This is a genomic window from Cupriavidus taiwanensis (assembly GCF_900249755.1).
In the GTDB taxonomy this organism is placed as follows: domain Bacteria; phylum Pseudomonadota; class Gammaproteobacteria; order Burkholderiales; family Burkholderiaceae; genus Cupriavidus; species Cupriavidus taiwanensis_D.
The window spans coordinates 3,026,756-3,053,195 of the sequence record NZ_LT976853.1 but is presented as its reverse complement, the minus strand read 5'-3'; the positions used below and the strand labels follow the sequence as shown (position 1 = coordinate 3,053,195).

Sequence of the window (26,440 nt, the reverse complement as noted above, 5' to 3'; positions counted from 1 at the left end):
GGAGGCGGCGCCGGGCACGGCGCGTCACTCCGCTGCCCGGGTTGGCAGCCGGCATGGGTACAATCGGCGAATCCGATATTGTAAGGCCACGCGCGCGCTTGCCGCCGGGCCGGGCGTGATACCGGCCATTCGCCGGCGCCGCGCCAGCCAGTCCAGAAGCCCGCAGCGACTGCTGCCAATTTTTTTGCCGATGCCCGGAACCGCCGCCGAACCGATCCAGGACCCTGCCGACGCCCATGACGCCAACGATGCGGCGGCGTCCGCGCGCGGCAAGGCCGGCGGGGGCAAGGGCAAGGCCGCGGGCTCGGGCGCGTCCTCGGCCGCCGCGCGGCTGGCCAAGCTCGGCCTGCGCCGCCCGGTCGACCTGGTGCTGCACCTGCCGATGCGCTACGAGGACGAGACCACCGTGGTGCCGATCGCCGAGGCCATTCACCGCGCCGGGCTCGGGCTGCCGGCGCAGGTGGAAGGCGAGGTCATCTCCAACGAAGTCACGTTCCGGCCGCGCCGCCAGCTGGTGGTGAAGCTTGCCGACGACAGCGGCGAGCTGACGCTGCGCTTCCTGAACTTCTACGGCAGCCAGACCAGGCAGATGGCCGAAGGCGTGCGCCTGCGCGTGCGCGGCGAGGTGCGCGGCGGCTTCTTCGGCGCCGAGATGGTGCACCCGACGGTGCGCCCGGTGCTGGCCGGCGAGGCGCTGCCCGACCGCCTGACGCCGGTGTACCCGTCCACCGCCGGCATCCCGCAGGCCTACCTGCGCAAGGCCATCGGCGGCGCGCTGACGCGCACCCCGTTGCCCGAGACGCTGCCGCAAGCGGTGCTGCAGGGGCCGCTGGCGCGCCTGCAGCTGCGCCCGCTGGCCGACTGCCTGCGGCTGCTGCACGCGCCGCCGCCGCAGGAAAGCGAGGCCGCGCTGGCGGACCGCTCGCACCCGGCGTGGCAGCGCGTCAAGTTCGACGAGCTGCTGGCGCAGCAGATCTCGCTGCGGCGCGCGCACGCGGCGCGCCGCGACAAGACCGCGCCGACCATGCCGCGCCGCGAGGGCGGGCTGCTGACGCGCTTCCTGGCCGCGTTGCCGTTCCGGCTGACCGGCGCGCAGCAGCGCGTGGTCGCGGAAATCGCCGCCGACATGAGCCTGCCGCACCCGATGCACCGGCTGCTGCAGGGCGACGTGGGCAGCGGCAAGACCATCGTCGCCGCGCTGGCCGCCTGCCAGGCCATCGATGCCGGCTACCAGGCCGCGCTGATGGCGCCGACCGAGATCCTGGCCGAGCAGCACTTCCGCAAGCTGTCGGCGTGGCTGGAGCCGCTGGGCGTGCCGGTTGCGTGGCTGGCCGGCAGCCAGAAAGCACGCGACAAGCGCGCCGCCGTCGCGCGCGTGGAATCGGGCGAGGCGCAACTGGTGATCGGCACCCATGCGCTGATCCAGGACACCGTGCGTTTCGCCAGGCTGGGGCTGTCGGTGGTCGACGAGCAGCACCGCTTCGGCGTGGCGCAGCGGCTGGCGCTGCGCGGCAAGGCCGGTGCGGCCGAGGCTGCTGCGGCAACGACGGCGGCCGAAGCCGTCCCCCACCAGCTGATGATGTCGGCCACGCCGATCCCGCGCACGCTGGCGATGACGTACTACGCCGACCTCGACGTCTCGGTGATCGACGAGCTGCCGCCGGGTCGCACGCCCATCGTCACGCGCCTGGTCAACGACGAGCGACGTGACGAAGTGATCGGGCGCATCCACCATGCCGCCGCCGAAGGCCGCCAGGTCTACTGGGTGTGCCCGCTGATCGAGGAAAGCGAGGCGCTGCAGCTGCAGACCGCGGTCGAAACCTATGAAACCCTGGTGGCCGCGCTGCCTGACCTGCGCGTGGGCCTGGTGCACGGGCGCCTGCCGCCGGCGGAGAAGGCCGCGGTGATGGACGACTTCAGCGCCAACCGGCTGCAGGTGCTGGTGGCCACCACCGTGATCGAAGTGGGCGTGGACGTGCCCAATGCCTCGCTGATGGTGATCGAGCACGCCGAACGCTTCGGCCTGGCGCAGCTGCACCAGTTGCGCGGCCGGGTCGGGCGCGGCAGCGCCGAATCGGTCTGCCTGCTGATGTACCAGGCGCCGCTGTCGCCCACCGCGCGCGAGCGCCTGGCGACCATGCGCGAGACCACCGACGGCTTCGAGATCGCGCGGCGCGACCTGGAGATCCGCGGCCCGGGCGAATTCCTGGGCGCGCGCCAGTCCGGCGAGGCGATGTTGCGCTTTGCCGACCTGCAGACCGATGCCTGGCTGGTGGAATACGCCCAGGCGGCCGCCGAGCTGATGCTTGAGCACTACCCGGAGGCGGTGGAAGCGCACCTGTCGCGCTGGCTGGGCGGGCGCGAGCATTACCTGAAGGCTTGAACGAAGGGCTGTCAGCCGGGGTTTGTGCCGGAGCCGGCGCATACCGGCTCGCGTGGCGTGGGCACTCTGACAGATCCGGCAATCGAAGGTAAAATCTATCGCCTACCCGGAATTGATAAGTCATGACGCTCACCGAACTCAAGTACATCGTCGCCGTGGCGCGCGAGCGCCATTTCGGCCGGGCCGCCGAAGCCTGCTTTGTGTCGCAGCCGACGCTGTCGGTCGCCATCAAGAAGCTGGAAGACGAGCTCAACGTGCAGATCTTCGAACGCGGCACCTCCGAGGTGTCGGTGACGTCGGTCGGCGAGCAGATCGTGGCGCAGGCCCAGCGTGTGCTGGAGCAGACCATGGCGATCCGCGAGATCGCCAAGCAGGGCAAGGACCCGCTGGCCGGGCCGCTGCGCGTGGGCGTGATCTACACCATCGGGCCGTACCTGCTGCCGTCGCTGGTCAAGCAGATGATCGACACCGTGCCGCAGATGCCGCTGATGCTGCAGGAGAACTACACCCACAAGCTGATCGAGCTGCTCAAGCAGGGCGAGATCGATTGCGCGGTGATGGCCGAGCCGTTCCCCGATTCCGGCCTGACGGTGCGCCCGCTCTATGACGAACCCTTTGTCGTGGCGGTGCCGCGCGGCCACCAGCTGGCGCAAGCGCACGCGGTCGATCCCGAGGAACTGAAGCAGCAGACCATGCTGCTGCTGGGCAGCGGCCATTGCTTCCGCGACCACGTGCTGGGCGTGTGCCCGGAGCTGTCGCGCTTCTCGCAGGCGGCCGACGGCATCCAGAAGACCTTCGAGGGCTCGTCGCTCGAAACCATCCGCCATATGGTGGCCAGCGGCGTCGGCATTACCGTGCTGCCGCGCACCTCGGTGCCCGACCTGAAAGCCAAGGGCGACATGCTGTCGTACGTGCCCTTTGCCGATCCGGTGCCCGACCGGCGCGTGGTGCTGGCCTGGCGCAAGAGCTTCACGCGCCTGCCGGCGATGGAAGCGCTGGCCAACGCCGTGGCCGCCTGCGACCTGCCCGGCGTGCGCAAGCTCGACGCCAAGGAACTCGCCGAAGCCGCCTGAGCGTCGCGCCGAAGGACGGGTTCATGCAACGGCCGCAGCGGAGATTCCGCTGCGGCCGTTGTCATTTCCGCCGTCGCGCCGGACATTTCCCGCCTGTCCTGGTGCAGTCACGCGCTGCTGGCATAAGTTGCAGGATTCCCGGATAGATTTGACCTAATACATAGGTATAAATAATTAAATTCTCATCTTGATAGATCGTTTGTAGACTGGCTCCTGTCGATGCGGATGGCGTCGACGCAAGACAGGAACCGATGATGAGCACCAGCGCCCAGTCACTGACAACGACACCAATCCAGCCCCCGCTTTCCCTCCGCATGGGGCGCTGCCTGCTCGATTGCCTTGCCTGCTATGCCGCCGCGCTCTGACGCGGCGGCCCCTTTCAGCCCACCCAAGAGGACAAGATGAGCAAGAAGGACACCCTTACCACTGCCGCCGGCGCGCCCGTCGCCGACAACCAGAACTCGCAGACCGCCGGCCCGCGCGGCCCGATGCTGCTGCAGGACGTCTGGTTCCTCGAAAAGCTGGCCCACTTCGACCGTGAAGTCATTCCCGAGCGGCGCGTGCATGCCAAGGGCTCCGGCGCCTACGGCACGCTGCGCATCACGCACGACATCACCCAATACACCAAGGCCTCGGTGTTTGCCGAGATCGGCAAGGAAACGCCGCTGTTCATCCGCTTTTCCACCGTCGCCGGCGAGCGCGGCGCCGCCGACGCCGAGCGCGACGTGCGCGGCTTCTCGATCAAGTTCTACACCGACGAAGGCAACTGGGACCTGGTCGGCAACAACACGCCGGTGTTCTTCGTGCGCGACCCGCTCAAGTTCCCCGACTTCATCCACACGCAGAAGCGCAACCCGCGCACCAACCTGCGCGACCCGATCGCGGTGTGGGACTTCTGGTCGCGCCATCCCGAATCGCTGCACCAGGTCACCATCCTGATGAGCGACCGCGGCCTGCCGCAGAACTACCGCCAGATGCATGGCTTCGGCTCGCACACGTACTCGTTCATCAACGCCAATAACGAGCGCTTCTACGTCAAGTTCCACTTCAAGTCGCAGCAGGGCGTCGAGAACTGGACCAACGAGGAAGCGGCCAAGGTGGTGGCCAACGACCGCGAGAGCGCCCAGCGCGACCTGTTCGACAATATCGAGCGCGGCAACTTCCCGCGCTGGAACCTGCGCGTGCAGGTCATGCCCGAAGCCGAGGCGGCCAGGTACCACATCAACCCGTTCGACCTGACCAAGGTCTGGCCGCACAAGGACTACCCGCTGATCGACGTGGGCGTGGTCGAGCTCAACCGCAACCCGGACAACTACTTTGCCGAGGTCGAGCAGGTGGCGATGAACCCGGCCAACATCGTGCCCGGCATCGGCTTCTCTCCCGACAAGATGCTGCAGGGACGGCTGTTCTCGTATGGCGACACGCAGCGCTACCGGCTGGGCATCAACCACGCCCAGATCCCGGTCAATGCGCCGCAATGCCCGTTCCACAACAGCTTCCACCGCGACGGCGCGATGCGCGTCGATGGCAACCAGGGCGGCAAGCTCAACTACGAGCCCAACCGCGAAGGCGCCTACGCCGCCAGCGAGCGCATGATCGAGCCGCCGCTGGCACTGGACGGCGCCGCCGACCGCTGGGACCATCGCGTCGACACCGACTACTACAGCCAGCCCGGCGCGCTGTTCCGCCTGTTCGACGAAGGCCAGCGCCAGCGCCTGTTCGCCAATATCGCCGCGGCGATGCAGGGCGTGCCGGAGGCCATCGTGCGGGTCCAGCTGGAACACTTCAGCAAGGCCGACCCCGCCTACGGCGAGGGCGTGAAGCGGGCGCTCAACCTGCAATAAGCGCCCCCAGGGCAACGGCCACCCGGCGCGGGGTTTGGCCGGGACCGTTGCCCAGTGCAATAATGCGGGGGTACCGCGCCGCCCGGCCCCTGAATCGCCACGATTCGGCAAGCCCGGCGGCGCGCCTCGTGGCTATCCCTGAACGGAGCGTATCTACCATGGCAAAGAAGAACGAGATGAGCGTGAATATCGGTATTTCCGACAAGGACCGCAAGAAGATCGCGGAAGGGCTGTCCAAGCTGCTGGCGGACACCTATACCCTCTACCTCAAGACCCACAACTTCCACTGGAACGTGACGGGTCCCATGTTCAATACGCTGCATCTGATGTTCGAGACCCAGTACACCGAACTGGCGCTGGCCGTGGACTCGATCGCCGAGCGCATCCGCGCGCTGGGCTACCCGGCGCCGGGCACCTACAAGGAGTACGCGCGCCTGTCGTCGATCGCCGAGGAAGAGGGCGTGCCCGAGGCCACCGAGATGATCCGCAAGCTGGTCGAAGGCCAGGAAGCCGTGGTGCGCACCGCGCGCTCGATCTTCCCGGTGATCGACGCCGCCGGCGACGAGCCCTCGGCCGACCTGCTGACGCAGCGCATGCAGACGCATGAAAAGACCGCGTGGATGCTGCGCTCGATGCTGGCCTGAGGCCGGCCCGCTCTCCTGGCTGCCGTGCCCGCGGCAGCCGGCACCGCGCGTCGCAGCCGTCCGGGCTGCGGCGCGTTTTCATTGAATCGCCCGCCCCGGATCCACGCCGTGCAGACCCTCTCGCCGTTGCCCCCCACCCCCATGCTTGAACGCCTTGCCCTCTACGCGCGCCTGGTGCGCATCGACAAGCCCATCGGCACGCTGCTGCTGCTGTGGCCGACGCTGTGGGCCATGTGGATGGCCGCCGACGGTCCGCCGCGCTGGGGCCTGTTCTGGATCTTCGTTGCCGGCACCTTCCTGATGCGCTCGGCCGGATGCGCCATCAACGACTGGGCCGACCGCGACTTCGACAAGCACGTCAAGCGCACCCGCGAGCGGCCGCTGACCGCCGGCAAGATCGCCGCATGGGAAGCGCTGGCGGTAGCCGCGGTGCTGGCGCTGGTGGCGTTCACGCTGGTGCTGCCGCTGAATGCGCTGACCAAATGGCTGGCGGTGGTGGCCGCGGTAGTGGCGGGCACGTACCCGTTCTTCAAGCGCTTCTTTGCGATCCCGCAGGCGTATCTCGGCATTGCCTTCGGCTTCGGCATCCCGATGGCGTTCGCCGCGATCCAGGACCAGGTGCCGCCGGTGGCGTGGCTGATGCTGCTGGCCAATGTGTTCTGGGCGGTGGCGTATGACACCGCCTATGCCATGGTGGATCGCGACGACGACCTGCTGATCGGGATGAAGACCTCGGCCATCACCTTCGGCCGCTTCGACGTGGCGGCGATCATGCTGTGCTATGCCGCGTTCTTTGCGCTGATGGCGTGGGCGGGCGTGCTGCTCGGGCTGGGATGGCCGTACTGGGTGGGGCTGGTTGCCGCGATCGGCTGTGCCGGCTATCACTACACGCTGATCCGCGATCGGGACCGGATGCGGTGCTTTGCGGCGTTCCGGCACAACAACTGGCTGGGGGCTTGCGTGTTTGCGGGGACGGCGCTGGCGTATGCGGTGCGGTGATTTACGCGATTGCCAACGGTCCGCTGCCGGTTTGCTCCCCTCTCCCGCTTGCGGGAGAGGGGCAGGGGGTGAGGGCAGGCGCTGGCATACCGACGGCCTGACTTCGTTGAAGCTCCGGCCCTCACCCCCACCCCTCTCCCACTGCGCGGGAGAGGGGAGCGTCCGCGAGGGGCGGCAGCCAGTTCAGGACGACTGTCGTCTGGCCGCGCCTCAATCCTTCCCGAACTCCGCCCCCATCTCCCTGCCGCGCGCCGCTGCCGCGTGCATCGCGCGCACGAAGGCATCGGCGATGCCGGAAGCCTCCATCGACGTCAGCGCCGCATAGGTGGTGCCGCCCTTCGACGTCACGCGCTCGCGCAGCGTTGCCACCGGTTCGGGCGATTGCCCCGCCAGCGTGGCCGCGCCGCGGAAGGTTTCCACCGCGAGCTCGCGTCCCTGTTCGGCGCTCAGCCCCAGCTCGGTGGCGGCGCGCTGCATCGCCTCGATGAAATAGAACACATAGGCCGGACCGCTGCCGGAAATGGCGGTGACGGCGTCGATCTGGTCATCGCCATCGACCCACACGCACTTGCCGACGGCCTCGGCCACGGCGCTGGCAATGGCCCGGTCTTCGGCCGACAGCCCGGCCGGTGCGGCCAGCCCCGTCATGCCCATGCCCGACAGCGCCGGCGTGTTCGGCATCGCGCGCACCACGCGGCTGCGCCCGCCGAGCCAGCGCTGCATGTCCTGCAGCCGGATGCCGGCGGCCACGCTGATCACCAGGTTGCCGTGGCCGCCGGCCGGCAGGTGCGGCAGCAGCTGCGCCGCGGCGTCGCGGAACTGCTGCGGCTTGACCGCCAGCACCAGCACGTCGCTGGCGCCGAAGGCGGCGTCCGGTGCTGCCATGGCATGCACGCCGAGGTCGCGCGCCAGGCGCTGCTGCGCTTCGGGGAACGGGTCGACCACGCGGATCGCGCCGGCGGGAACGCCGCGCGCGATCAGGCCGCCGATCAGTGCGGAAGCCATGTTGCCGCCGCCGAGAAAGCCGAAGGTAAGGGTGTCGAGCATGAAAATATCCGGGGTCAGAAATCGTGGGGCTGGCGCGCGCTCAGCCGCGCGCGCCGAAGATGGCGGTGCCGATCCGCACCAGCGTGGCGCCCTCGGCGATGGCGGCTTCCATGTCGCCCGACATGCCCATCGACAGCGTGTCGAGCGCCAGGCCGTCGGCGCGCAGCGCCTGCAGCATGGCGCGCAGGGCGGCGAACGGGCGGCGTTGCGCGGCGGGGTCTTGCTCGGGCTCGGGAATCGCCATCAGCCCGCGCAGTTGCAGGCGGGGCAGGGCGGCGACGGCATGCGCCAGCGCCGGAACCTCTGCCGGGGCGACGCCGCTCTTGCTGGCTTCGCCGCTGATATTGACCTGGATGCAGACCTGCAGCGCCGCCATGCCGGCCGGGCGCTGTGCCGACAGCCGCTCGGCGATCCTGAGGCGGTCGATGGTGTGGACCCAGTCGAAATGCTCCGCCACCGGCCGGGTCTTGTTGCTTTGCAGCGGGCCGATGAAATGCCATTGCAGGCGGCCGCGCAGGTCGGCCAGTGCGGCGATCTTGTCGATGCCTTCCTGCACGTAGTTCTCGCCGAAAGCGAGTTGGCCGGCGGCGTATGCGGCCCTTATGCGGTCGGGGGAAACGGTCTTGGAAACGGCCAGCAGGGCGATGTCCGCGGGCTGCCTGCCGGCCTGTTGTGCTGCCGCCGCAATGCCCTGGCGCACGGCTTGCAAGTTGGCGGCAATCACAGACATAATCCGGCGAACATATATATAAGGTACGTCAAGTACCGATAACAAAACAGGGTGGGGTCATTATAGATGGACATCGCGCAGCTATTGGCTTTCGCCGTCAAGAACAAGGCGTCCGATCTTCATCTGTCCGCGGACATGCCGCCGATGGTGCGGATCCACGGCGACATGCGCCGCATCAACGTCGCCTCGATGACGCACAAGGATGTCCACGCCATGGTGTACGACATCATGAGCGACACCCAGCGCAAGGCCTACGAGGAACGCCTCGAGATCGATTTCTCGTTCGAGATCGCCGGCCTGTCGCGCTTCCGCGTCAATGCCTATAACACCCAGCGCGGCGCCGCCGCGGTGTTCCGTACCATTCCCTCCAAGGTGCTGACGCTCGAAGAGCTGCGCGCGCCCGCGGTGTTTGCCGACCTGTGCATGAAGCCGCGCGGGCTGGTGCTGGTGACGGGGCCGACCGGCTCGGGCAAGTCGACCACGCTGGCGGCGATGGTCGACCATCGCAATGAAAACGACATGGGCCACATCCTCACGGTGGAGGACCCGATCGAATTCGTGCACAGCTCCAAGAAGAGCCTGATCAACCAGCGCGAGCTGGGGCCGCATACGCATTCGTTCGCCAACGCGCTGCGCTCGGCGCTGCGCGAAGACCCCGACGTGATCCTGGTGGGCGAGTTGCGCGACCTCGAAACCATCCGCCTGGCGCTGACCGCGGCCGAGACCGGCCACCTGGTCTTCGGCACGCTGCACACCAGTTCCGCGGCCAAGACCATCGACCGCGTGGTCGACGTGTTCCCGCCCGAAGAGAAAGACATGGTGCGCACCATGCTGTCGGAATCGCTCGAAGCCGTGATCTCGCAGACGCTGCTGAAGACCCGCGACGGCAACGGCCGCACCGCCGCGCACGAGATCATGATCGCCACGCCGGCGATCCGCCACCTGATCCGCGAGAACAAGATCGCGCAGATGTACTCGATGATGCAGACCAGCAGCGGGCTGGGCATGCAGACGCTGGACCAGTGCCTGTCGGACCTGATCAAGCGCAGCGTCATCAGCTACAACGACGCGCGCGCCATTGCCAAGAATCCGGACGCGTTCATGGGCTGAGGCCCTCCCTTTGCTTTTCCTTAAGCAGGACACCGCCATGCTCGACCGCGAATCCGCCGCCAAGTACATCAACGACCTGCTCGAGCTGATGGTCAGCAACCGCGGCTCGGACCTGTTCATCACTTCGGATTTCCCGCCGGCGATCAAGGTCGACGGCAAGATCACGCCGGTATCGCAGCAGCCGCTGAACCCGACCCAGGCGCTGGGCCTGGTGCGCTCGGTGATGAACGAGCGCCAGGTGCAGGACTTCGACACCAGCCGTGAATGCAACTTTGCCATCAGCGCGCCCAAGGCCGGGCGCTTCCGCGTGTCGGCGTTTATCCAGCAGGGCAAGGCCGGCATGGTGGTGCGCACCATCAACACCCGCATCCCGTCGGTGGCCGACCTGGACCTGCCGCAGACGCTGCATGACGTGGTGATGGCCAAGCGCGGGCTGGTGATCGTGACCGGCGCCACCGGCTCGGGCAAGTCGACCACGCTGGCGGCGATGCTGGACCACCGCAACGCGCATTCGTACGGCCATATCATCACCATCGAGGACCCGATCGAATACGTGCATGCGCACCAGAACTGCATCGTCACGCAGCGCGAGGTCGGCATCGATACCGAATCCTGGCACGTGGCGCTGAAGAACACGCTGCGCCAGGCGCCCGACGTGATCCTGATCGGCGAGATCCGCGACCGCGAGACCATGGAGTACGCGATGCAGTACGCCGAGACCGGCCACCTGTGCCTGGCCACGCTGCACGCCAACAACGCCAACCAGGCGATCGACCGCGTGGTCAACTTCTTCCCCGAGGAAAAGCGCCAGCAGCTGCTGATCGACCTGTCGCTGAACCTGAAGGCGATGATCTCGCAGCGCCTGCTGCCGCGCGCGGGCCGCAAGGGCCGGGTGCCGGCGGTCGAGATCATGATCGGCACGCCGCTGGTGGCCGACCTGATCTTCAGGGGCGAGATCCACGAGCTCAAGGAAGTCATCAAGAAGTCGCGCGAGCAGGGCATGATCTCGTTCGACCAGGCGCTGTTCGACCTGTACGAGGAGGGCAAGATCACCTACGAGGATGCGCTGCGCAACGCCGACTCGCTCAACGACCTGCGCCTGATGATCAAGCTGCACAGCACCCACGCCAAGGACGCTGACCTGGGCGCCGGCACCGAGCATCTCAATGTCATCTGAGGGCTGCGCGGCGATGCGCATGGCGGTATGCTTGGCTATCTACAGGAGCCTGCCATGAGCAATGTCTACCAGTTCGAAGCCAGCTCGCTCGCCGGCCAGCCGGTGCCGCTGTCGCAGTTCCAGGGCAAGGTGATGCTGATCGTCAATACCGCCAGCGAATGCGGCTTCACCCCGCAGTACGAAGGGCTGCAGAAGCTCTATGACGAGTACCACGGGCGCGGCCTGGAGGTGCTGGGCTTCCCGTGCAACCAGTTCGGCAAGCAGGAGCCGGGCGACGCGCAGCAGATCGGGCAGTTCTGCGAAACGCGCTTCGCGGTGCGCTTCCCGATGTTCGCCAAGATCGATGTCAACGGCCCCGCCGCCCATCCGCTGTACCAGTGGCTGACCCGGGAAAAGCGTGGCGTGCTCGGTACCCAGGGCATCAAGTGGAACTTCACCAAGTTCCTGCTGCGCCGCGACGGCACCGTGTTCAAGCGCTATGCGCCGACCGCCAAGCCGGAAGAGCTGCGCGCGGATATCGAGATGCTGCTGTCCGATCCGGCCGCCTGAGCGGGACTAGGTGCCGCTGGCGCGCACCGCGCGCAAAAAGCCGTTGAGCGAGCGCTCGGGCGTTTCATGGAAATGGTCGTCCAGCATGCGGATGGCGCGGCAGCGGTCCAGCCGGAAGCTGCGGTAGTCCTCGCGCGTGGTGCACCACGCCGCCAGCAGCCAGGCATTGCCCCAGAAGAACAGCCCCAGCGGCATCACCACGCGTTCGGTGATGCGCTGCTGCGCGTCGCAGTAGTCGAGCAGCAGCAATTTCTGCTCGCCCAGCGCGCCATGCACCACGTCGAAGGCCTCGCGCACGTGCGCCTGGTTGACGTACTCGGGCGCGAACACGCGGCTTTGTTGCGCCGCCAGCCGGCGCGGCGGCGGCAGCGCGGCCATCAGCTTTTCCAGCGCGGGATCGGCCGCGGCGGCCAGCGCGCCGCCGCCCCAGGCCTTCAGCAGCCGCAGGCCGGCGACCAGCGCTTCGACTTCCATGGCGGTGAACATCAGCGGCGGGACATCGAAGTCGGCGCGCAGCCGGTAGCCGATGCCGGCCTCGCCCTCGACCGGCACGCCCGACAGCGACAGCGCCTGGATATCACGGTAGACGGTGCGTTCCGAGACCCCGAGCCGCTGCGCCAGCAGCGCCGCCGTGGTCAGGCGGCGGCCGCGCAGCACCTGCACGATCTGGAACAGGCGGTCGGCGCGGCGGCTCATCGGTCAGCGTTGGCCATCGGGGTCATCCGGCCACCGGCTCGTGCAGGCCGATGCGGTTGCCCTCGCTGTCGGTGATATGCGCGATGCGGCCGATCTCGCCCGGCAGGCGCAGCGGCCCGAACACGGTCTTGCCGCCGGCGCGCGCGGCGCGCTCCAGCAGCGCATCGAGTTCCGGCGCGTGCAGGTACGGCACCGTGCCGTAGTAGTTGCTGGGCCGGTAGCCTTCGCCGGCGACCAGCGCGCCGCCGGGATCGGGGTGCGGAAAGACGGCCATGTCGACCTGGCTCATGGTCTCGCGGCGCAGCTTGAGGTCGAACACCTGCTCGTAGAAGCCGATGGCGCGGGGCATGTCGACGACGGGGATTTCCAGCCAGTTGATCAGGCGGTGGCTCATGATGGGCTCCTTGGTTCCAGATGAGGGGGGATGAGGAGCTCGCATCATGCGCGGGGGCTGCTGACAGCGTGCTGTCAGGAGGATGTCAGGGTGGCAGCTCAGTGCGGCATCCACGCCGCCATCACCGGCACCAGGATCGCGGTCAGCACGCCGTTGAGGCCCATGCCGAGCGCGGCGAAGGCGCCGGCCTCCTGGTTGACCTGGAACGCCCGCGCGGTGCCGATGCCGTGCGCGGCCACGCCGGTGGCGAAGCCGCGCACGCTGTAGTCGCGGATGCGCAGCAGGTTCAGCAGCGCGGTCGCGCTGACCGCGCCGATGATGCCGGTGGCCATCACCAGCACCGCCGTCAGCGACGGCAGCCCGCCGATCTTCTCGGCCACGCCCATGGCGATCGGGATCGTCACCGACTTGGGCGCGAGCGAGCGCACCGTCTCTGGCGAGGCACCGAGCAGCCAGGCAATGCCCACCGCCGCCACCACCGCCACCACCGAGCCCGCCACCAGCCCCGCCAGCAGCGGGAACACATGGGTGCGCAGCTTGGGCAGCTGCAGGTACAGCGGCACCGCCAGCGCCACCGTTGCCGGCCCCAGCAGGAAGTGCACGAACTGCGCGCCGTCGAAGTAGGTCTTGTAGGGCGTGCCGGTGACGGTCAGCACCGTGACCAGCAGCGCCACCGCGATCATCACCGGGTTGGCCAGCGGCGAGAAGCGCGATTTCTCGTAGATGCGGAAGGCGAACACATAGGCCAGCAGCGTCGCGGTCAGCCCCACCAGCGGGCTGGCGGCAAGGTAGACCCAGATCTCGTTCAGGCGCGGCGTCATCATGCCTGCTCCCCCGTGGAATCCGCGGGCGGTGCCTCGGCGCGCTTGCGCATCAGCATGCGCGTGACCACCGCGGTGGTGGCGATGGCCAGCCACGTCGACACCACCAGCGCGACCAGGATCGGCATCCATTCGCCCTCGATGCGGTTGGCGTGGACCATGATGCCGACGCCGGCCGGCACGAACAGCAGCGACAGGTGCTTGAGCAGTTCGGTGGTGGTGCCCTGGATCACGGGCAGCAGCCGGTCGTCGAAGACGAGCCAGCCGAACAGCAGGATCATGCCGAGCACGGGGCCGGGCACGGGCAGGGACAGCGCGTAGCTGATCACCTCGCCGACGGACTGGAACACCAACAGGATGGCAAAGGTCTGGAGCATGGGGGCGTGGTTGGTTGCGCTCTTCCACCCCTCTCCCGCAAGCGGGAGAGGGGAGACAACCACGGGGCCTTGCTCCGGTCGGGGGGCTTATCCCAGCATGCGATCGACCAGTTCGATCCAGTGCATCACCGGCGTATCGGTGCCGCCCTGCAGGTGCGAGATGCAGCCGATATTGGCCGAGACGATGGCTTCGGGCTGCGTCGCCTGCAGTTTGGCGAGCTTGTCGTCGCGCAGGCGCTGGGACAGTTCCGGCTGCAGCACCGAGTAAGTGCCCGCCGAGCCGCAGCACAGGTGGCTGTCAGCGCAGAGTTTGACTTCGACGCCGAGGCCGGTCAAGAGCGCCTCGACTTTGCCGCGGATCTGCTGGCCGTGCTGCAGCGTGCACGGCGGGTGGTAGGCCACGCGCCGGCCGTCGCGCGGCACCGCGCCGGCCGCGGCGTGCAGGTCGTCGGCGAAGTCGGGCAGGATCTCGGACAGGTCGCGCGTCAGCGCCGAGATGCGCTGCGCGCGCCCGGCATAGGCGGGGTCGTTGCGCAGCAGGTGGCCGTAATCCTTGACCATCGCGCCGCAGCCCGACGCGGTCATCACGATGGCCTCGGCGCCGGCTTCGACATGCGGCCACCAGGCGTCGATATTGCGGCGCATATTGTCGAGGCCGCCATCGTGGTCGCCGGTGTGGAAGCGGATCGCGCCGCAGCAGCCGGCCTCGCGCGCCACCACCAGCTGTACGCCGACACGGTCGAACACGCGCGCGGTCGCGGCATTGATGTTGGGCGACATTGCCGGCTGCACGCAACCGTCGAGCAACAACATCTTGCGCGCATGCGTGTTGCGCGGCCAGGTGCCCGGCTCGGCGGCCTGCGACAGCGCCGGCACCTTGCTGCGCAGCGCGGCCGGCAGCATCGGCCGCACCATCTGGCCCAGCCGCAGCGCGGTGCCGAACAGCGCCGGCCGCGTCAGCCCCTCGCGCAGCACCCAGCGCGTGATGCGCTGGCTGGCGGGGCGGCGCACGCCTTCGGCTTCGAGCTTGTCGTCGACCAGCTTGCGGCCGATGTCGACCAGGCGTCCGTAGCGCACGCCGGACGGGCAGGTCGATTCGCAGTTGCGGCAGGTCAGGCAACGGTCCAGGTGCAGGCGCGTGCTTTCGGTGATGGCATGGCCTTCGAGCACCTGCTTCATCAGGTAGATGCGCCCGCGCGGGCCGTCCAGTTCATCGCCGAGCAGCTGGTAGGTGGGGCAGGTGGCGGTGCAGAAGCCGCAATGCACGCATTTGCCGACGATGGATTTGGCTTCCTCGCCTTCGGGCGTGTCGCGGAGAAAATCGGCCAGGGTCGTTTGCATGATGTGGGGAAGTTGTGCCTGGGTGTCTTGGCGCGCGGGCTCAGAGCCCGGGGTACATGCGCTGCGGATTGAAGATGCCGGCCGGGTCGAAGGTCTCTTTCAGGCGGCGATGGATCGCGGCCAGCGGCGACGCCAGCGGCGTGAACACGCCCATCGACTTGTCGCCGTTGCGAAACAGCGTGGCATGGCCGCCGGCGGCCTGCGCCACCGCGCGCACGCTTTCGGCGTCGGCCCGGGCCGCGCCGTCCTCGGGCAGCCACCAGCGCTGGCCGCCGCCCCATTCCACCAGCTGCTCGCCGGGCAGCGCCAGCGGCGCCGCCACCGGGGGCACCGCCAGGCGCCACAACGCGCGGCCGGCGTGCGCCGGGGCAAAGAACGGGTGGGTCTGCTCGCGCAGCGACTGCCACAGCGCGGCGGCAGCGGCCGCGTCCACGCGCTCGCCGCCCAGCCTGGCGCAGGCCGCGCGCACCGCGGCGCCGGCGCCGGACAGGCGCACATGCAGCACCCCCGCATGCCACACCGAAGACGCCAGCGGCAGCGGCTGGCCGCCCCACTGGTTCAGTTGCCGGATGGCCTGGTCCTGCGCCATCTCGAAGCGCAGCGTGGCCTCGTCGAACGGTGCCGGCAGCACCTTGAGCGACACCTGCAGGATCAGCCCCAGCGTGCCGAGCGAGCCCGCCAGCAGCCGCGACACGTCGTAGCCCGCGACGTTCTTCATCACCTGGCCGCCGAAGTCCATCACCTCGCCGCGGCCGTCCATCAGTTGCGCGCCCAGCACGAAGTCGCGCAGCGCGCCCACCGACTGCCGGCGCGGGCCCGACAGCCCGGTGGCGACGGCACCGCCCAGCGTCGCAGCGCCGGGCTGGCCGGGCAGCGCGAAGTGGGGCGGCTCGAACGCCAGCATCTGGCGCTTTTCCGCCAGCGCGGCTTCGATCTCGGCCAGCGGCGTGCCGCAGCGCGCGGTGATCACCAGTTCGGCCGGGTCGTAGTCGACGATGCCGGTGTAGGCGCGCGTGTCCAGCAGCTGGCCTTGCGGCGGCTGGCCGTAGAAGTCCTTGCTGCCGCCGCCGCGCAGCCGCAGCGCGGAGCGGGTTTCGGTGGCTTGCAGGACGGCGTCGCGGAAGGCGTCGAGGGTGGCTTGCATAGGCATCGTGTTCTGGAAAGGGCGGCTCAGTCGCCGGTGCGCCCGCCGGGCACTTCCGGCCGGTCGTTCTGGTAGTCGGGCAGGTGGCTGCCGCAGTGCTTGCAATAGCTGGCGTCGGGCTCGTGGCCTTCGGTGAGGCAGTGAGTGCAGGTGCGGGTGGTCAGCGGCCGCTTCATGATGCTGGCGGCCAGCTCGGCGCCGACGATGCCGGTGGGAAAGGCGATGATGCCGTAGCCCAGCAGGATCGTCAGCGAGGTAATGAACTGCCCCAGCGCCGTCTTGGGCACCATGTCGCCGAAGCCGGTGGTGGTCAGCGTCACCACGGCCCAGTACATGCTGACCGGGATGCTGTGGAAGCCGTGCTCCGGGCCCTCGACCACGTACATCACGGTGCCGAGGATCACGGTGATGATGAAGACCGTGCCAAGAAACACGAAGATCTTGCGCCGGCTGTTGACCAGCGCGCGGTACAGGATCTCGGCTTCCTCGAAGTACACGGTCAGCTTCAGGATCCGGAACACGCGCAGCAGCCGCAGCAGGCGCACGTCGATCAGGAAGTGCAGCTCCGGCACGAAGAACGCCAGCCAGGTCGGCATGATCGAGATGAAGTCGATGACCCCATAGAAGCTCAGCGCATAGCGCCACGGCCGCCGCACCACCAGCAGACGCATGGCGTACTCCGCCGTGAACAGCAGCGTGAACATCCATTCCAGCGCGGTGAAGACGCGGCCCAGGCGCTGGTTCAGCGCCGGCAGGCTGTCGAGCATCACGATCATCACGCTGGTAACGATGGCTAGCAGCAGCGCGACATCGAAGATGCGCCCTTCGCGGGTATCGGCCTCGAAGATGATGGTGTACCAGCGCTGGCGCCAGCCGGCCTCGGGCTGGCCCAGGCGCTGGCGCACGACCGCTTCCTGGTGCTGGCGCCGGCGGGGATTTTCTGGCATGGCGTGGCTCAGAAGCGCGGCAGGTCGGGATGCGGTAGCAGGCCCTTCTTCACGTGCATCTTGCCGTACTCGGCGCAGCGCGCCAGCGTGGGAATGGCCTTGTCGGGGTTCAGCAGCCGCGCCGGGTCGAAGGCGGCCTTGACGCCGAAGAAGGCGTCGCGCTCCGCGGTCGAGAACTGCACGCACATGGAGTTGAGTTTTTCCACGCCGACGCCGTGTTCGCCGGTGACGGTGCCGCCCAGCTCGACGCAGGTTTCCAGGATGTCGGCGCCGAACAGCTCGGCGCGGTGCCATTCGTCCTCGTCGGCGCCGTCGAACAGCACCAGCGGGTGCATGTTGCCGTCGCCGGCATGGAACACGTTGATGCAGCGCAGCCCGTACTTGCCTTCCATGGCCTCGATGCGCTTGAGCAGCGTGCCGATGTGCTTGCGCGGAATGGTGCCGTCCATGCAGTAATAGTCCGGCGAGATCCGTCCCGCGGCCGGGAAGGCGTTCTTGCGGCCGCTCCAGAAGCGCAGGCGCTCGGCTTCGTTCTGCGAGACCACGATGCGGGTGCAGCCCGACGCGGTCAGCACCGCGCTCATCCGTTCGATTTCCTCGGCCACCTCCTCGGGCGTGCCGTCGGACTCGCACAGCAGGATCGCGGCGGCATCGAGGTCATAGCCCGCGTGCACGAACTGCTCGACCGCGGCGGTGGCGGGCTTGTCCATCATCTCCAGCCCGGCCGGGATGATGCCCGCGGCGATCACGTCGGCGACCGCGTTGCCGCCTTTCTCGACATCGTCGAAGCAGGCCATGATCACCTGCGCCAGCTGCGGCTTGGGGATCAGGCGCACGGTGACCTCGGTGACCACGGCCAGCATGCCCTCGGAACCGATCACCACGGCCAGCAGGTCCAGGCCCGGCGCGTCGGGCGCCTCGGAGCCGAACACCACCACCTCGCCGGACATGGTCACGGCGCGCACGCGCAGCACGTTATGCACGGTCAGGCCGTACTTCAGGCAATGCACGCCGCCGGAGTTCTCGCTGACATTGCCGCCGATGGTGCAGGCGATCTGCGACGACGGGTCGGGCGCGTAGTACAGGTTGTGCGGTGCGGCGGCGTCGGAGATGGCCAGGTTGCGCACGCCCGGCTGGACCACCGCGGTGCGCGAATACGGATCGACCGACAGGATGCGCTTGAACTTGGCCAGCGACAGCACCAGGCCCTCGGCGATCGGCATGGCGCCGCCCGACAGGCTGGTGCCGGCGCCGCGCGGCACCACCGGCACGCCCAGCTTGTGGCACAGCCGCAGGATGGCGCAGACCTGTTCCTCGGTGTCGGGCAGTGCCACCGCCATCGGCACCTGGCGGTACGCGGCCAGGCCGTCGCACTCATAGGGCACGGTGTCTTCCGGCTTCCACAGCACCGCGGCGTCGGGCAGGATCTGCGCCAGGCCGGCCAGCAGCGCGCTGCGGCGGCCGTCGGCCGCGGCCTGGGCCGTGGCCGGGCTTTCGGCGCCGGGGGCGAGGGTTTGGGCTTCGTGCGGGGCATTCATCAACGGCTCCTGTGGGGTCTCCTGAGCGGCGGCCTGTGGCGCTCGCTTGCCGGCCTGCCGGCCGCGGCGGTGCAGTGCCTGGCGCGGGGGACGGGTGACTATAGCGCAGGCCACCTGGCGCGGGCACCACGCCAGACGTGAATTCCGCATGCCGGGCCGATCAAAAATGCTCATGATGGCGGGCGGGCACTGGCCCCGGTTTCAGCGTAGCACCGGCGGCGGGCGAGCGGAAAGGCGAGCGCGGCGCTCAGCGTTCCGGCTGCGCTGCCTGCAGAGGGTCCGGCTGCGCCGGGGCGGCCGGCAGCCGCAGCACCATGTCGAGCTTGTCGTGGAAGTGCGGCGCGACGTACAACGCGTCCGGCTCCAGCCCGAAGCGCTCGAACCCCAGCGATTCGTACAGGCGCACAGCGCCCGCGCTGCCGGCATTGACGCACAGCGTGACCTGGCGCACCCCCGGCATGGCGGCGGCCTGCTGCAGCGCGCGCAGCATCAGCGCCCGGCCGAGCTTGCGCTCGCGCCAGGCCGGCGCCACGTACATGCCGAAGATCGAGGCCTTGTGCCGGTGCTTGCGCCGGGGCTCGCGCATCACGCCCACCATGCCGGCCAGCGCGGTGCCGCCGGGGCCGTCGTCGAACGCGCCGAACATGGCCTTGTCCGCGCCCGGCGCCAGGCGTTGCGCCACCGCCTCGGGCGTCAGGTCCTGTTCTTCTTCCAGGCTGGCGGCAAAGGCTTCGGGCGCCTCGGTGAGTCCTTGCAGGCGCAGTGCGTGGAAGGCTTCGGCATCGGCCGGGGTCAGCAGGCGGATTTCCATTGGCGCAGTCTCCTACCAGTCCAGGCTCAGTAGCCAGTCGACGAAATAGCGCGCCTCGGGCTTGAGCGGCGCCTGTTCGCGCTCGACGATGTAATAGCCGTGCGGCGACACCGATTCCACATCGAGCAGCCGCACCATCTGCCCCAGCGACAGCCAGTGCCGCGCCATGCGCTGGCGCACCAGCGCCACGCCCTGGTTGGAGGCGATGGCCTCCAGCATCAGCCCGATGTCGTTGAACTGCGGGCCGGTCTGCGGCTCGGGCCAGTCCAGCCCGGCAGTCTCGAACCACGGCTTCCACGGCTCCAGCGGGCTGCGCAGCAGCACCAGCCCGTGCAGGTGCTCGGGCCGGGTAATGGCGCGGCCGTTGACGCGCTCGTAGTATTCGCGCCCGCACGCCGGGAACACCGGCTCGACCAGCAGCTTGGTGGTCTTCAGGTCGGGGTAGCGGCCGGTGCCGTAGCGGATCTCGACATCGGTGTCCTCGGCCTTGACGTCGAGGAACGGGATCGCCAGGTGCAGCTCGAGGTCGATATGCGGATAGAGCGCGCCGAACTCCGGCAGCCGCGGCACCAGGTGCTGGCGCCCGAAGGTGGGCGGGATCGCCACGCGCAGGCGTGTGCGCAGCTTGTTGTATTCGGGCCGCGCCAGTTCGTTGAGCGACTTGAGCGCGTCCTGCACGTTGCGCAGGTAGCGCGTGCCGGCCGCGGTCAGCCGCAGCGCGGCGTTGGCGCGCACGAACAGGTCTTCGCCCCACAGCTCCTCGAGGTTCTTGATGCGGTGCGAGACCGCGCTGGGCGTGACCGACAGCTCTTCGGCCGCGCGCGCGAAGCTGCCCAGGCGCGCCGCCGCCTCGAAGGCGATCAGCAGGTGCAGCGGCGGGACGCGGTTGAACATGGAGGCCATCTGCCCGGTACGCCTTACTGCGTGCCCGCGCGCGTGGCGCTGAAGATCTTGCCCGGGTTCAGGATGTGGTTGGGGTCCAGCGCATCCTTGATCGCGCGCATCAGGTCGAGCGCGTCCTCGCCGTGTTCATCCACCAGGAAGCGCTGCTTGTGCAGGCCCACGCCGTGCTCGCCGGTGCAGGTGCCGCCCATCGCCAGCGCGCGTTCGACGATGCGCTGGTTGATGGCCTCGGCCTCGGCCATTTCCTCGGGCTTGTCCGGGTCGACCAGGATCGCCACGTGGAAGTTGCCGTCGCCGACGTGGCCGACGATGGGGCAGGGCAGCGCCGAGGCGTTCAGGTCCTTCTCGGTCTCGGTGACGCAGTCGGCCAGGCGCGAGATCGGCACGCACACGTCGGTGGTGACCGACTTGCAGCCGGGCTTGAGCTGCAGCATCGCAAAGTACGCGGTATGGCGCGCATTCCACAGCCGGCTGCGGTCTTCGGGGCGCGTGGCCCACTCGAAGCCCTGGCCGCCGTGCTCGGCGGTGATCTGCTGCACGGTCTCGGCCTGTTCGCGCACGCCGGCCTCGGTGCCGTGGAATTCGAAGAACAGGTGCGGGGTCTCGGGCAGGGTCAGGTTGTCGTGGCGGTTGATGGCGCGGATCGCCAGCGCATCGACGAACTCCACGCGCGCCACCGGCACGCCCAGCTGGATGGTCTGGATCACGGCCTGCACCGCGCTGCCCATGCTGGGGAAGGCGCACACCGCGGCGGAAATCGCCTCGGGCTGCGGGTACAGCCGCACTGTCACCTCGGTGATGATGCCCAGCGTGCCTTCGCTGCCGATAAAGAGCCGGGTCAGGTCATAGCCCGCCGACGACTTGCGCGCCTGCGTGCCGGTGCGGATCACGCGGCCGTCGGCGGTCACCACCGTCAGCGCCAGCACGTTCTCGCGCATGGTGCCGTAGCGCACCGCGTTGGTCCCCGACGCGCGCGTGGCGCACATGCCGCCCAGCGACGCGTCGGCGCCGGGGTCGATCGGGAAGAACAGGCCGGTGTCCTTGATCTCCTGGTTCAGCTGCTTGCGCGTGACGCCGGGCTGCACGGTCACGCTCAGGTCCTCGGGCTGCACCGCCAGCACCCGGTTCATCTGCGACAGGTCCAGGCTGATGCCGCCGGCCACCGCCAGCAAGTGGCCTTCCAGCGACGAGCCCGCGCCGTATGCAATCAGCGGCACGCCATGCTGGTTGCACAGGCGCGCCACCTCGGCCACTTCCTCGGTGCTGTGGGCAAACACCACGGCATCCGGCAGCGCCGGCGGGAATGGCGATTCGTCGCGGCCGTGGTGCTCGCGCACGCCGGCGGAGGTGGTGAAGCGCTCGCCGAAGCGTGCCGCAAGGGCGTCGCTGAGCGCGGCTGGCAGCGGACGGCGGGCGAGGGAGGCGGATGGCGTGGGGTGGTTCATGCGGGTCTCCGGCGGGTCGGTGCCTGATGGACGGCGTGGGGGCCGGCGAGGGTGCCGGCGATGGCCTCCGGTGGTGGCATGCCGGCGGCAGGCTGGGGCGCGACCCGGTTGTCGATTGAACGTCGAACGGACGAATAACGGCATTCTACGCCGCGCGGCGGCTGGTGCACCTTCCCGCGGCGAGCGCCTGGCCGATAGCCGCACAGCCAGATCGCCACGCCAGCCGATGCCGGCGCAAGGGCACGCATGGCGAATTCCCCGGCTCTGGCGCGATAATGCGCCATTTCCCCCACCACAACCGCTGACAAGGAGACCGGCATGGGCAACCGCCTGTCGAAGATCGCCACCCGCACCGGCGACGCCGGCACCACCGGCCTGGGCGACGGCAGCCGCACCGGCAAGGACAGCCTGCGCATCGCCGCGATCGGCGATGTCGACGAACTGAACTGCCACGTCGGCGTGCTGCTGACCGAAGACCTGCCTGCCGACGTGCGCGCCGCGCTGCTGCATATCCAGCACGACCTGTTCGACCTGGGCGGGGAGCTGTCGATCCCGGGCTACACGCTGCTAAAGCCGGAGCAGGTGGCGCAGCTCGACACCTGGCTGGCCGACTACAACGCCAACCTGCCGCGGCTGGCCGAGTTCATCCTGCCCGGCGGCAGCCGCGCCGCGGCGCAGGCCCATGTGTGCCGCACCGTGTGCCGGCGCGCCGAGCGCGCCTTGGTGGCGCTGGGCGCGGCCGAGGCGCTGAACGAGGCGCCGCGCCAGTACCTGAACCGGCTCTCGGACCTGATGTTCGTGCTGGCGCGGGTGCTGAACCGGGTGGGCGGCGGCTCGGACGTGCTGTGGCAGCGCGATCGCGACGCCTCGAAAAAGTAACCCAAAGACCACATAATGCGGCCTGTCGGCGCTGCCGGCTCAAGCCGGGGCAGCGCCTGCCGTTGACCGAGGGCAGAAACCGAGAAAATTACTCGGATTTGCCGGTTCTGCCCTTGAAAAGCCCCCGGACGGCCACATTTCGGCCTCAGGTTGAATTGCAGCCGCGCGGATAGCGCTGGCTCAAGAGGAGAGAATAATGGGTAAGATCATCGGTATCGACCTCGGTACCACCAACAGCTGCGTCGCGATCCTGGAAGGCAACACGCCCAAGGTCATCGAGAATTCGGAGGGTGCCCGCACCACCCCGTCGATCATCGCCTACATGGAAGACGGCGAGATCCTGGTCGGCGCGCCGGCCAAGCGCCAGGCCGTCACCAACCCGCGCAACACCCTGTACGCGGTCAAGCGCCTGATCGGCCGCAAGTTCGAAGAGAAGGAAGTCCAGAAGGACATCGGCCTGATGCCGTACTCCATCGTCAAGGCCGACAACGGCGACGCATGGGTGTCGGTGCGCGACCAGAAGCTGGCGCCGCCGCAAGTCTCGGCCGAAGTGCTGCGCAAGATGAAGAAGACCGCCGAGGACTACCTCGGCGAGCCGGTGACCGAAGCCGTGATCACCGTGCCTGCCTACTTCAACGACTCGCAGCGCCAGGCCACCAAGGACGCCGGCCGCATCGCCGGCCTCGACGTCAAGCGCATCATCAACGAGCCGACCGCGGCCGCGCTGGCGTTCGGCATGGACAAGAACGAGAAGGGCGACCGCAAGATCGCCGTGTATGACCTCGGCGGCGGCACCTTCGATATCTCGATCATCGAGATCGCGGACGTCGACGGCGAGAAGCAGTTCGAAGTGCTGTCGACCAACGGCGATACCTTCCTGGGCGGCGAAGACTTCGACCAGCGCATCATCGACTACATCATCGCCGAGTTCAAGAAGGACCAGGGCGTCGACCTGTCCAAGGACGTGCTCGCGCTGCAGCGCCTGAAGGAAGCCGCTGAAAAGGCCAAGATCGAGCTGTCGAGCTCGCAGCAGACCGAGATCAACCTGCCGTACATCACGGCCGATGCCTCGGGTCCGAAGCACCTGAACCTGAAGATGACCCGCGCCAAGCTGGAATCGCTGGTCGAGGAGCTGATCACCCGCACCATCGAGCCGTGCCGCACCGCGATCAAGGACGCCGGCGTCAAGGTCAGCGACATCGACGACGTGATCCTGGTCGGCGGCATGACCCGCATGCCCAAGGTGCAGGAGCAGGTCAAGGAGTTCTTCGGCAAGGAAGCGCGCAAGGACGTGAACCCGGACGAAGCCGTGGCCGTCGGCGCCGCGATCCAGGGCTCGGTGCTGTCGGGCGACCGCAAGGACGTGCTGCTGCTGGACGTGACGCCGCTGTCGCTGGGCATCGAGACCCTGGGCGGCGTGATGACCAAGATGATCACCAAGAACACCACCATCCCGACCAAGCATGCGCAGGTGTTCTCGACCGCCGACGACAACCAGCCGGCCGTGACCATCAAGGTGTACCAGGGCGAGCGCGAGATGGCCACCGGCAACAAGCTGCTGGGCGAGTTCAACCTCGAAGGCATTCCGCCGGCACCGCGCGGCACGCCGCAGATCGAGGTCTCGTTCGACATCGACGCCAACGGCATCCTGCACGTGGGCGCCAAGGACAAGGCCAGCGGCAAGGAAAACCGGATCACCATCAAGGCCAACTCGGGCCTGTCGGAAGACGAGATCCAGCGCATGGTCAAGGACGCCGAGGCCAACGCCGAGGAAGACAAGAAGGCCCGCGAGCTGGCTGATGCCCGCAACCAGGCCGACGCGCTTATCCACTCGACCAGGAAGGCGGTCACCGAATACGGCGACAAGCTCGAAGCGGGCGAGAAGGAGAAGATCGAGGCCGCGATCAAGGCCCTGGAAGACGCCGCACGCGGCGGCGACAAGGCCGACATCGACGCCAAGGTCAACGCGCTGTCCGAAGTCAGCCAGAAGCTGGGCGAGAAGGTCTACGCCGACATGCAGGCCAAGGCCGGCGAAGGCGCCGCGGCCGGTGCCGCGGGTGCCGCCGGCGGCCAGCAGCAGGCCCAGCCGCAGGACGACAACGTTGTCGACGCCGAATTCAAGGAAGTCAACGACAAGAAGTAATCGGGAATACGCGGGCGGCGGTGCAGGCACTGGCCGGCGCCGCTCCCGCCCCGACGCCGGGCGACGGCCATCAGACCTGCGGGAAACCGCCGTCGGATGCCGCGCTCGGCTTTTTTGCTATTCGCCGGCCGGTGCCGCTTGCACCGCTGGCCAATGAGGTAATGAGCCACCATGGCAAAACGTGACTATTACGAAGTGCTCGGGGTAGGCAAGAACGCGAGCGAAGAAGAAGTCAAGAAGGCTTATCGCAAGCTCGCGATGAAATACCACCCGGACCGCAATCCGGACAGCAAGGAATCCGAGGAAAAATTCAAGGAGGCCAAGGAGGCCTACGAGATGCTTTCCGACCCGGAGAAGAAGGCCGCGTATGACCAGTACGGCCATGCCGGCGTGGACCCGAACATGGCCGGCGGCTTCGGCGGCGCGCAGGGCTACGGCGGCTTCGCCGAGGCCTTCGGCGACATCTTCGGCGATATCTTCGGCCAGGGCGGCGGCCGCCGCGCCGGTGGCGGCCCGCAGGCCTATCGCGGCGCCGACCTGCGCTACAGCATGGAGATCTCGCTGGAGCAGGCCGCGCACGGCCACGAGGCCCAGATCCGCGTGCCGCACTGGGACGACTGCGACCACTGCCACGGCAACGGCGCCGAGCCCGGCTCGAGCGTGGAAACCTGCCCGACCTGCCACGGCGCCGGCCAGGTGCGCGTGTCGCAGGGCTTCTTCACCATGCAGCAGACCTGCCCGAAGTGCCACGGCAGCGGCAAGTTCATCCCCAAGCCGTGCACCAAGTGCCACGGCCAGGGCAAGCTGAAGTCGCAGAAGACGCTGGAAGTGAAGATCCCGGCCGGCATCGACGAAGGCATGCGCATCCGCTCGTCGGGCAACGGCGAGCCGGGCATCAACGGCGGCCCGCCGGGCGACCTGTACGTGGAAGTCCACATCAAGCCGCACGCGGTGTTCGAGCGCGACGGCGACGACCTGCACTGCCAGATGCCGATCTCGTTCGCCACCGCGGCACTGGGCGGCGACCTGGAGGTGCCGACGCTGAGCGGCAAGGCCACCTTCCCGGTGCCCGAGGCCACCCAGTCCGGCAAGACCTTCCGGCTGCGCGGCAAGGGCATCAAGGGCGTGCGCTCCGGCTATCCCGGCGACCTGTACGTGCATGTGAACGTCGAGACGCCGGTCAAGCTGACCGAGGCGCAGAAGGAAATGCTGCGCCAGTTCGACCGCTCGGTGCATGAAGGCGGCTCGCGCCACAGCCCGCAGGAAACCTCGTGGCTGGACAAGGTGAAGAGCTTCTTCAGCTGAGCTCGGGTTGCGGTATGAGGCCGGCCACGTGCGAGCGTGGCCGGTTTTGTTTTGTGCCCACGACGTCGGTGAACCGCCGGTTTGCTCCCCTCTCCCGCTTGCGGGAGAGGGGAGCACACCCGCAGTGCTGGGGGACGTCT

The 26,440-nt window shown here is 68.4% G+C and carries 24 protein-coding genes and 1 pseudogene; 11 read left to right on the top strand and 14 right to left on the bottom strand.

What is annotated here, in order from left to right; translation table 11 throughout:
* The first annotated feature begins 190 nt into the window (after window positions 1-190).
* From recG to ubiA, 5 genes are all read left to right on the top strand, one after another.
* Window positions 191-2,383 carry an ATP-dependent DNA helicase RecG gene (gene recG / locus CBM2594_RS13950; protein WP_116357340.1) on the top strand — a complete coding sequence of 731 codons (2,193 nt, stop codon included), beginning with the start codon at window positions 191-193 and terminating at the stop codon, window positions 2,381-2,383.
* 122 nt (window positions 2,384-2,505) lie between these two features.
* Window positions 2,506-3,456 carry a LysR substrate-binding domain-containing protein gene (locus CBM2594_RS13945; RefSeq protein ID WP_062801683.1) on the top strand — a complete coding sequence of 317 codons (951 nt, stop codon included), beginning with the start codon at window positions 2,506-2,508 and terminating at the stop codon, window positions 3,454-3,456.
* Between the two features lie 401 nt (window positions 3,457-3,857).
* Window positions 3,858-5,300, top strand: coding sequence for a catalase (locus CBM2594_RS13940; protein WP_116357339.1), 1,443 nt, complete (start codon window positions 3,858-3,860; stop codon window positions 5,298-5,300).
* A 158-nt stretch (window positions 5,301-5,458) separates the two neighbouring features.
* On the top strand, window positions 5,459-5,944 hold the full coding sequence (locus CBM2594_RS13935) for a Dps family protein (protein WP_116357338.1): 486 nt from the start codon (window positions 5,459-5,461) through the stop codon (window positions 5,942-5,944).
* Between the two features lie 141 nt (window positions 5,945-6,085).
* On the top strand, window positions 6,086-6,943 hold the full coding sequence (ubiA, locus tag CBM2594_RS13930; RefSeq protein WP_116357337.1) for a 4-hydroxybenzoate octaprenyltransferase: 858 nt from the start codon (window positions 6,086-6,088) through the stop codon (window positions 6,941-6,943).
* Between the two features lie 210 nt (window positions 6,944-7,153).
* Here ubiA and proC read toward each other — a convergent pair whose 3' ends face one another.
* Together proC and CBM2594_RS13920 are read right to left on the bottom strand one after the other, a co-directional pair.
* The gene (gene proC / locus CBM2594_RS13925) at window positions 7,154-7,990 is read right to left on the bottom strand and encodes a pyrroline-5-carboxylate reductase (RefSeq protein WP_116357336.1); all 837 of its coding nucleotides are present in this window, start codon (window positions 7,988-7,990) and stop codon (window positions 7,154-7,156) included.
* 40 nt (window positions 7,991-8,030) lie between these two features.
* On the bottom strand, window positions 8,031-8,720 hold the full coding sequence (locus CBM2594_RS13920) for a YggS family pyridoxal phosphate-dependent enzyme (protein WP_116357335.1): 690 nt from the start codon (window positions 8,718-8,720) through the stop codon (window positions 8,031-8,033).
* Between the two features lie 66 nt (window positions 8,721-8,786).
* Here CBM2594_RS13920 and CBM2594_RS13915 point away from each other — a divergent pair, with 66 nt between their 5' ends.
* From CBM2594_RS13915 to CBM2594_RS13905, 3 genes are read left to right on the top strand one after another with little or no spacing between them, the layout of a single operon-like run.
* A complete protein-coding gene (locus tag CBM2594_RS13915; protein ID WP_025583874.1) occupies window positions 8,787-9,830 on the top strand; it encodes a type IV pilus twitching motility protein PilT in 1,044 nt (347 codons plus the stop codon).
* A 37-nt stretch (window positions 9,831-9,867) separates the two neighbouring features.
* Window positions 9,868-11,007 carry a PilT/PilU family type 4a pilus ATPase gene (locus tag CBM2594_RS13910; protein ID WP_116357334.1) on the top strand — a complete coding sequence of 380 codons (1,140 nt, stop codon included), beginning with the start codon at window positions 9,868-9,870 and terminating at the stop codon, window positions 11,005-11,007.
* A 54-nt stretch (window positions 11,008-11,061) separates the two neighbouring features.
* Window positions 11,062-11,556 carry a glutathione peroxidase gene (locus tag CBM2594_RS13905; RefSeq protein WP_116357333.1) on the top strand — a complete coding sequence of 165 codons (495 nt, stop codon included), beginning with the start codon at window positions 11,062-11,064 and terminating at the stop codon, window positions 11,554-11,556.
* On the opposite strand, the gene CBM2594_RS27195 is transcribed toward CBM2594_RS13905, so the two are convergent.
* The 12 genes and pseudogenes from CBM2594_RS27195 to CBM2594_RS13850 form a co-directional block, all read right to left on the bottom strand.
* Complete coding sequence (locus CBM2594_RS27195; protein WP_441306988.1) at window positions 11,484-11,723, bottom strand: zinc finger domain-containing protein; 240 nt, start codon at window positions 11,721-11,723, stop codon at window positions 11,484-11,486. The two genes, CBM2594_RS13905 and CBM2594_RS27195, sit on opposite strands and share 73 nt — an antisense overlap.
* Window positions 11,653-12,252 (bottom strand): annotated as a pseudogene (locus CBM2594_RS13900) (helix-turn-helix transcriptional regulator); the annotation flags it as partial. The gene CBM2594_RS27195 and the pseudogene CBM2594_RS13900, both read right to left, overlap by 71 nt.
* A 22-nt stretch (window positions 12,253-12,274) precedes the next feature.
* Window positions 12,275-12,646: a VOC family protein gene (locus CBM2594_RS13895; protein WP_198048129.1), complete on the bottom strand. Its 372-nt coding sequence runs from the start codon at window positions 12,644-12,646 to the stop codon at window positions 12,275-12,277.
* 98 nt (window positions 12,647-12,744) lie between these two features.
* Window positions 12,745-13,470, bottom strand: coding sequence for an LrgB family protein (locus tag CBM2594_RS13890; protein WP_116357330.1), 726 nt, complete (start codon window positions 13,468-13,470; stop codon window positions 12,745-12,747).
* Entirely contained in the window at window positions 13,467-13,844 is a 378-nt protein-coding gene (locus CBM2594_RS13885) for a CidA/LrgA family protein (RefSeq protein ID WP_116357329.1), read from the bottom strand. The genes CBM2594_RS13890 and CBM2594_RS13885 overlap by 4 nt, the downstream gene beginning before the upstream one ends.
* A gap of 87 nt (window positions 13,845-13,931) precedes the next feature.
* Window positions 13,932-15,185: a glycolate oxidase subunit GlcF gene (gene glcF / locus CBM2594_RS13880; protein WP_116357328.1), complete on the bottom strand. Its 1,254-nt coding sequence runs from the start codon at window positions 15,183-15,185 to the stop codon at window positions 13,932-13,934.
* A gap of 40 nt (window positions 15,186-15,225) precedes the next feature.
* Window positions 15,226-16,329 carry a glycolate oxidase subunit GlcE gene (glcE, locus tag CBM2594_RS13875; RefSeq protein WP_116357327.1) on the bottom strand — a complete coding sequence of 368 codons (1,104 nt, stop codon included), beginning with the start codon at window positions 16,327-16,329 and terminating at the stop codon, window positions 15,226-15,228.
* A gap of 26 nt (window positions 16,330-16,355) precedes the next feature.
* Window positions 16,356-17,276, bottom strand: a complete 921-nt coding sequence (locus CBM2594_RS13870; protein WP_116357326.1) for an ion transporter — start codon at window positions 17,274-17,276, stop codon at window positions 16,356-16,358.
* 8 nt (window positions 17,277-17,284) lie between these two features.
* Window positions 17,285-18,814, bottom strand: coding sequence for an FAD-linked oxidase C-terminal domain-containing protein (locus CBM2594_RS13865; protein WP_116357325.1), 1,530 nt, complete (start codon window positions 18,812-18,814; stop codon window positions 17,285-17,287).
* 247 nt (window positions 18,815-19,061) lie between these two features.
* Window positions 19,062-19,625, bottom strand: a complete 564-nt coding sequence (locus CBM2594_RS13860; protein ID WP_116357324.1) for a GNAT family N-acetyltransferase — start codon at window positions 19,623-19,625, stop codon at window positions 19,062-19,064.
* Window positions 19,626-19,637: 12 nt separating this feature from the next.
* Complete coding sequence (locus tag CBM2594_RS13855; protein ID WP_115681073.1) at window positions 19,638-20,528, bottom strand: LysR substrate-binding domain-containing protein; 891 nt, start codon at window positions 20,526-20,528, stop codon at window positions 19,638-19,640.
* 14 nt (window positions 20,529-20,542) lie between these two features.
* On the bottom strand, window positions 20,543-21,973 hold the full coding sequence (locus tag CBM2594_RS13850) for an FAD-binding oxidoreductase (RefSeq protein WP_116357323.1): 1,431 nt from the start codon (window positions 21,971-21,973) through the stop codon (window positions 20,543-20,545).
* A 318-nt stretch (window positions 21,974-22,291) separates the two neighbouring features.
* Here CBM2594_RS13850 and CBM2594_RS13845 point away from each other — a divergent pair, with 318 nt between their 5' ends.
* The 3 genes from CBM2594_RS13845 (at window position 22,292) to dnaJ (ending at window position 26,300) form a co-directional block, all read left to right on the top strand.
* Window positions 22,292-22,852 carry a cob(I)yrinic acid a,c-diamide adenosyltransferase gene (locus tag CBM2594_RS13845; RefSeq protein ID WP_116357322.1) on the top strand — a complete coding sequence of 187 codons (561 nt, stop codon included), beginning with the start codon at window positions 22,292-22,294 and terminating at the stop codon, window positions 22,850-22,852.
* A 196-nt stretch (window positions 22,853-23,048) separates the two neighbouring features.
* Window positions 23,049-24,995: a molecular chaperone DnaK gene (gene dnaK, locus CBM2594_RS13840; RefSeq protein ID WP_116357321.1), complete on the top strand. Its 1,947-nt coding sequence runs from the start codon at window positions 23,049-23,051 to the stop codon at window positions 24,993-24,995.
* A 171-nt stretch (window positions 24,996-25,166) separates the two neighbouring features.
* On the top strand, window positions 25,167-26,300 hold the full coding sequence (gene dnaJ / locus CBM2594_RS13835) for a molecular chaperone DnaJ (protein WP_116357320.1): 1,134 nt from the start codon (window positions 25,167-25,169) through the stop codon (window positions 26,298-26,300).
* Window positions 26,301-26,440 lie beyond the last annotated feature (140 nt).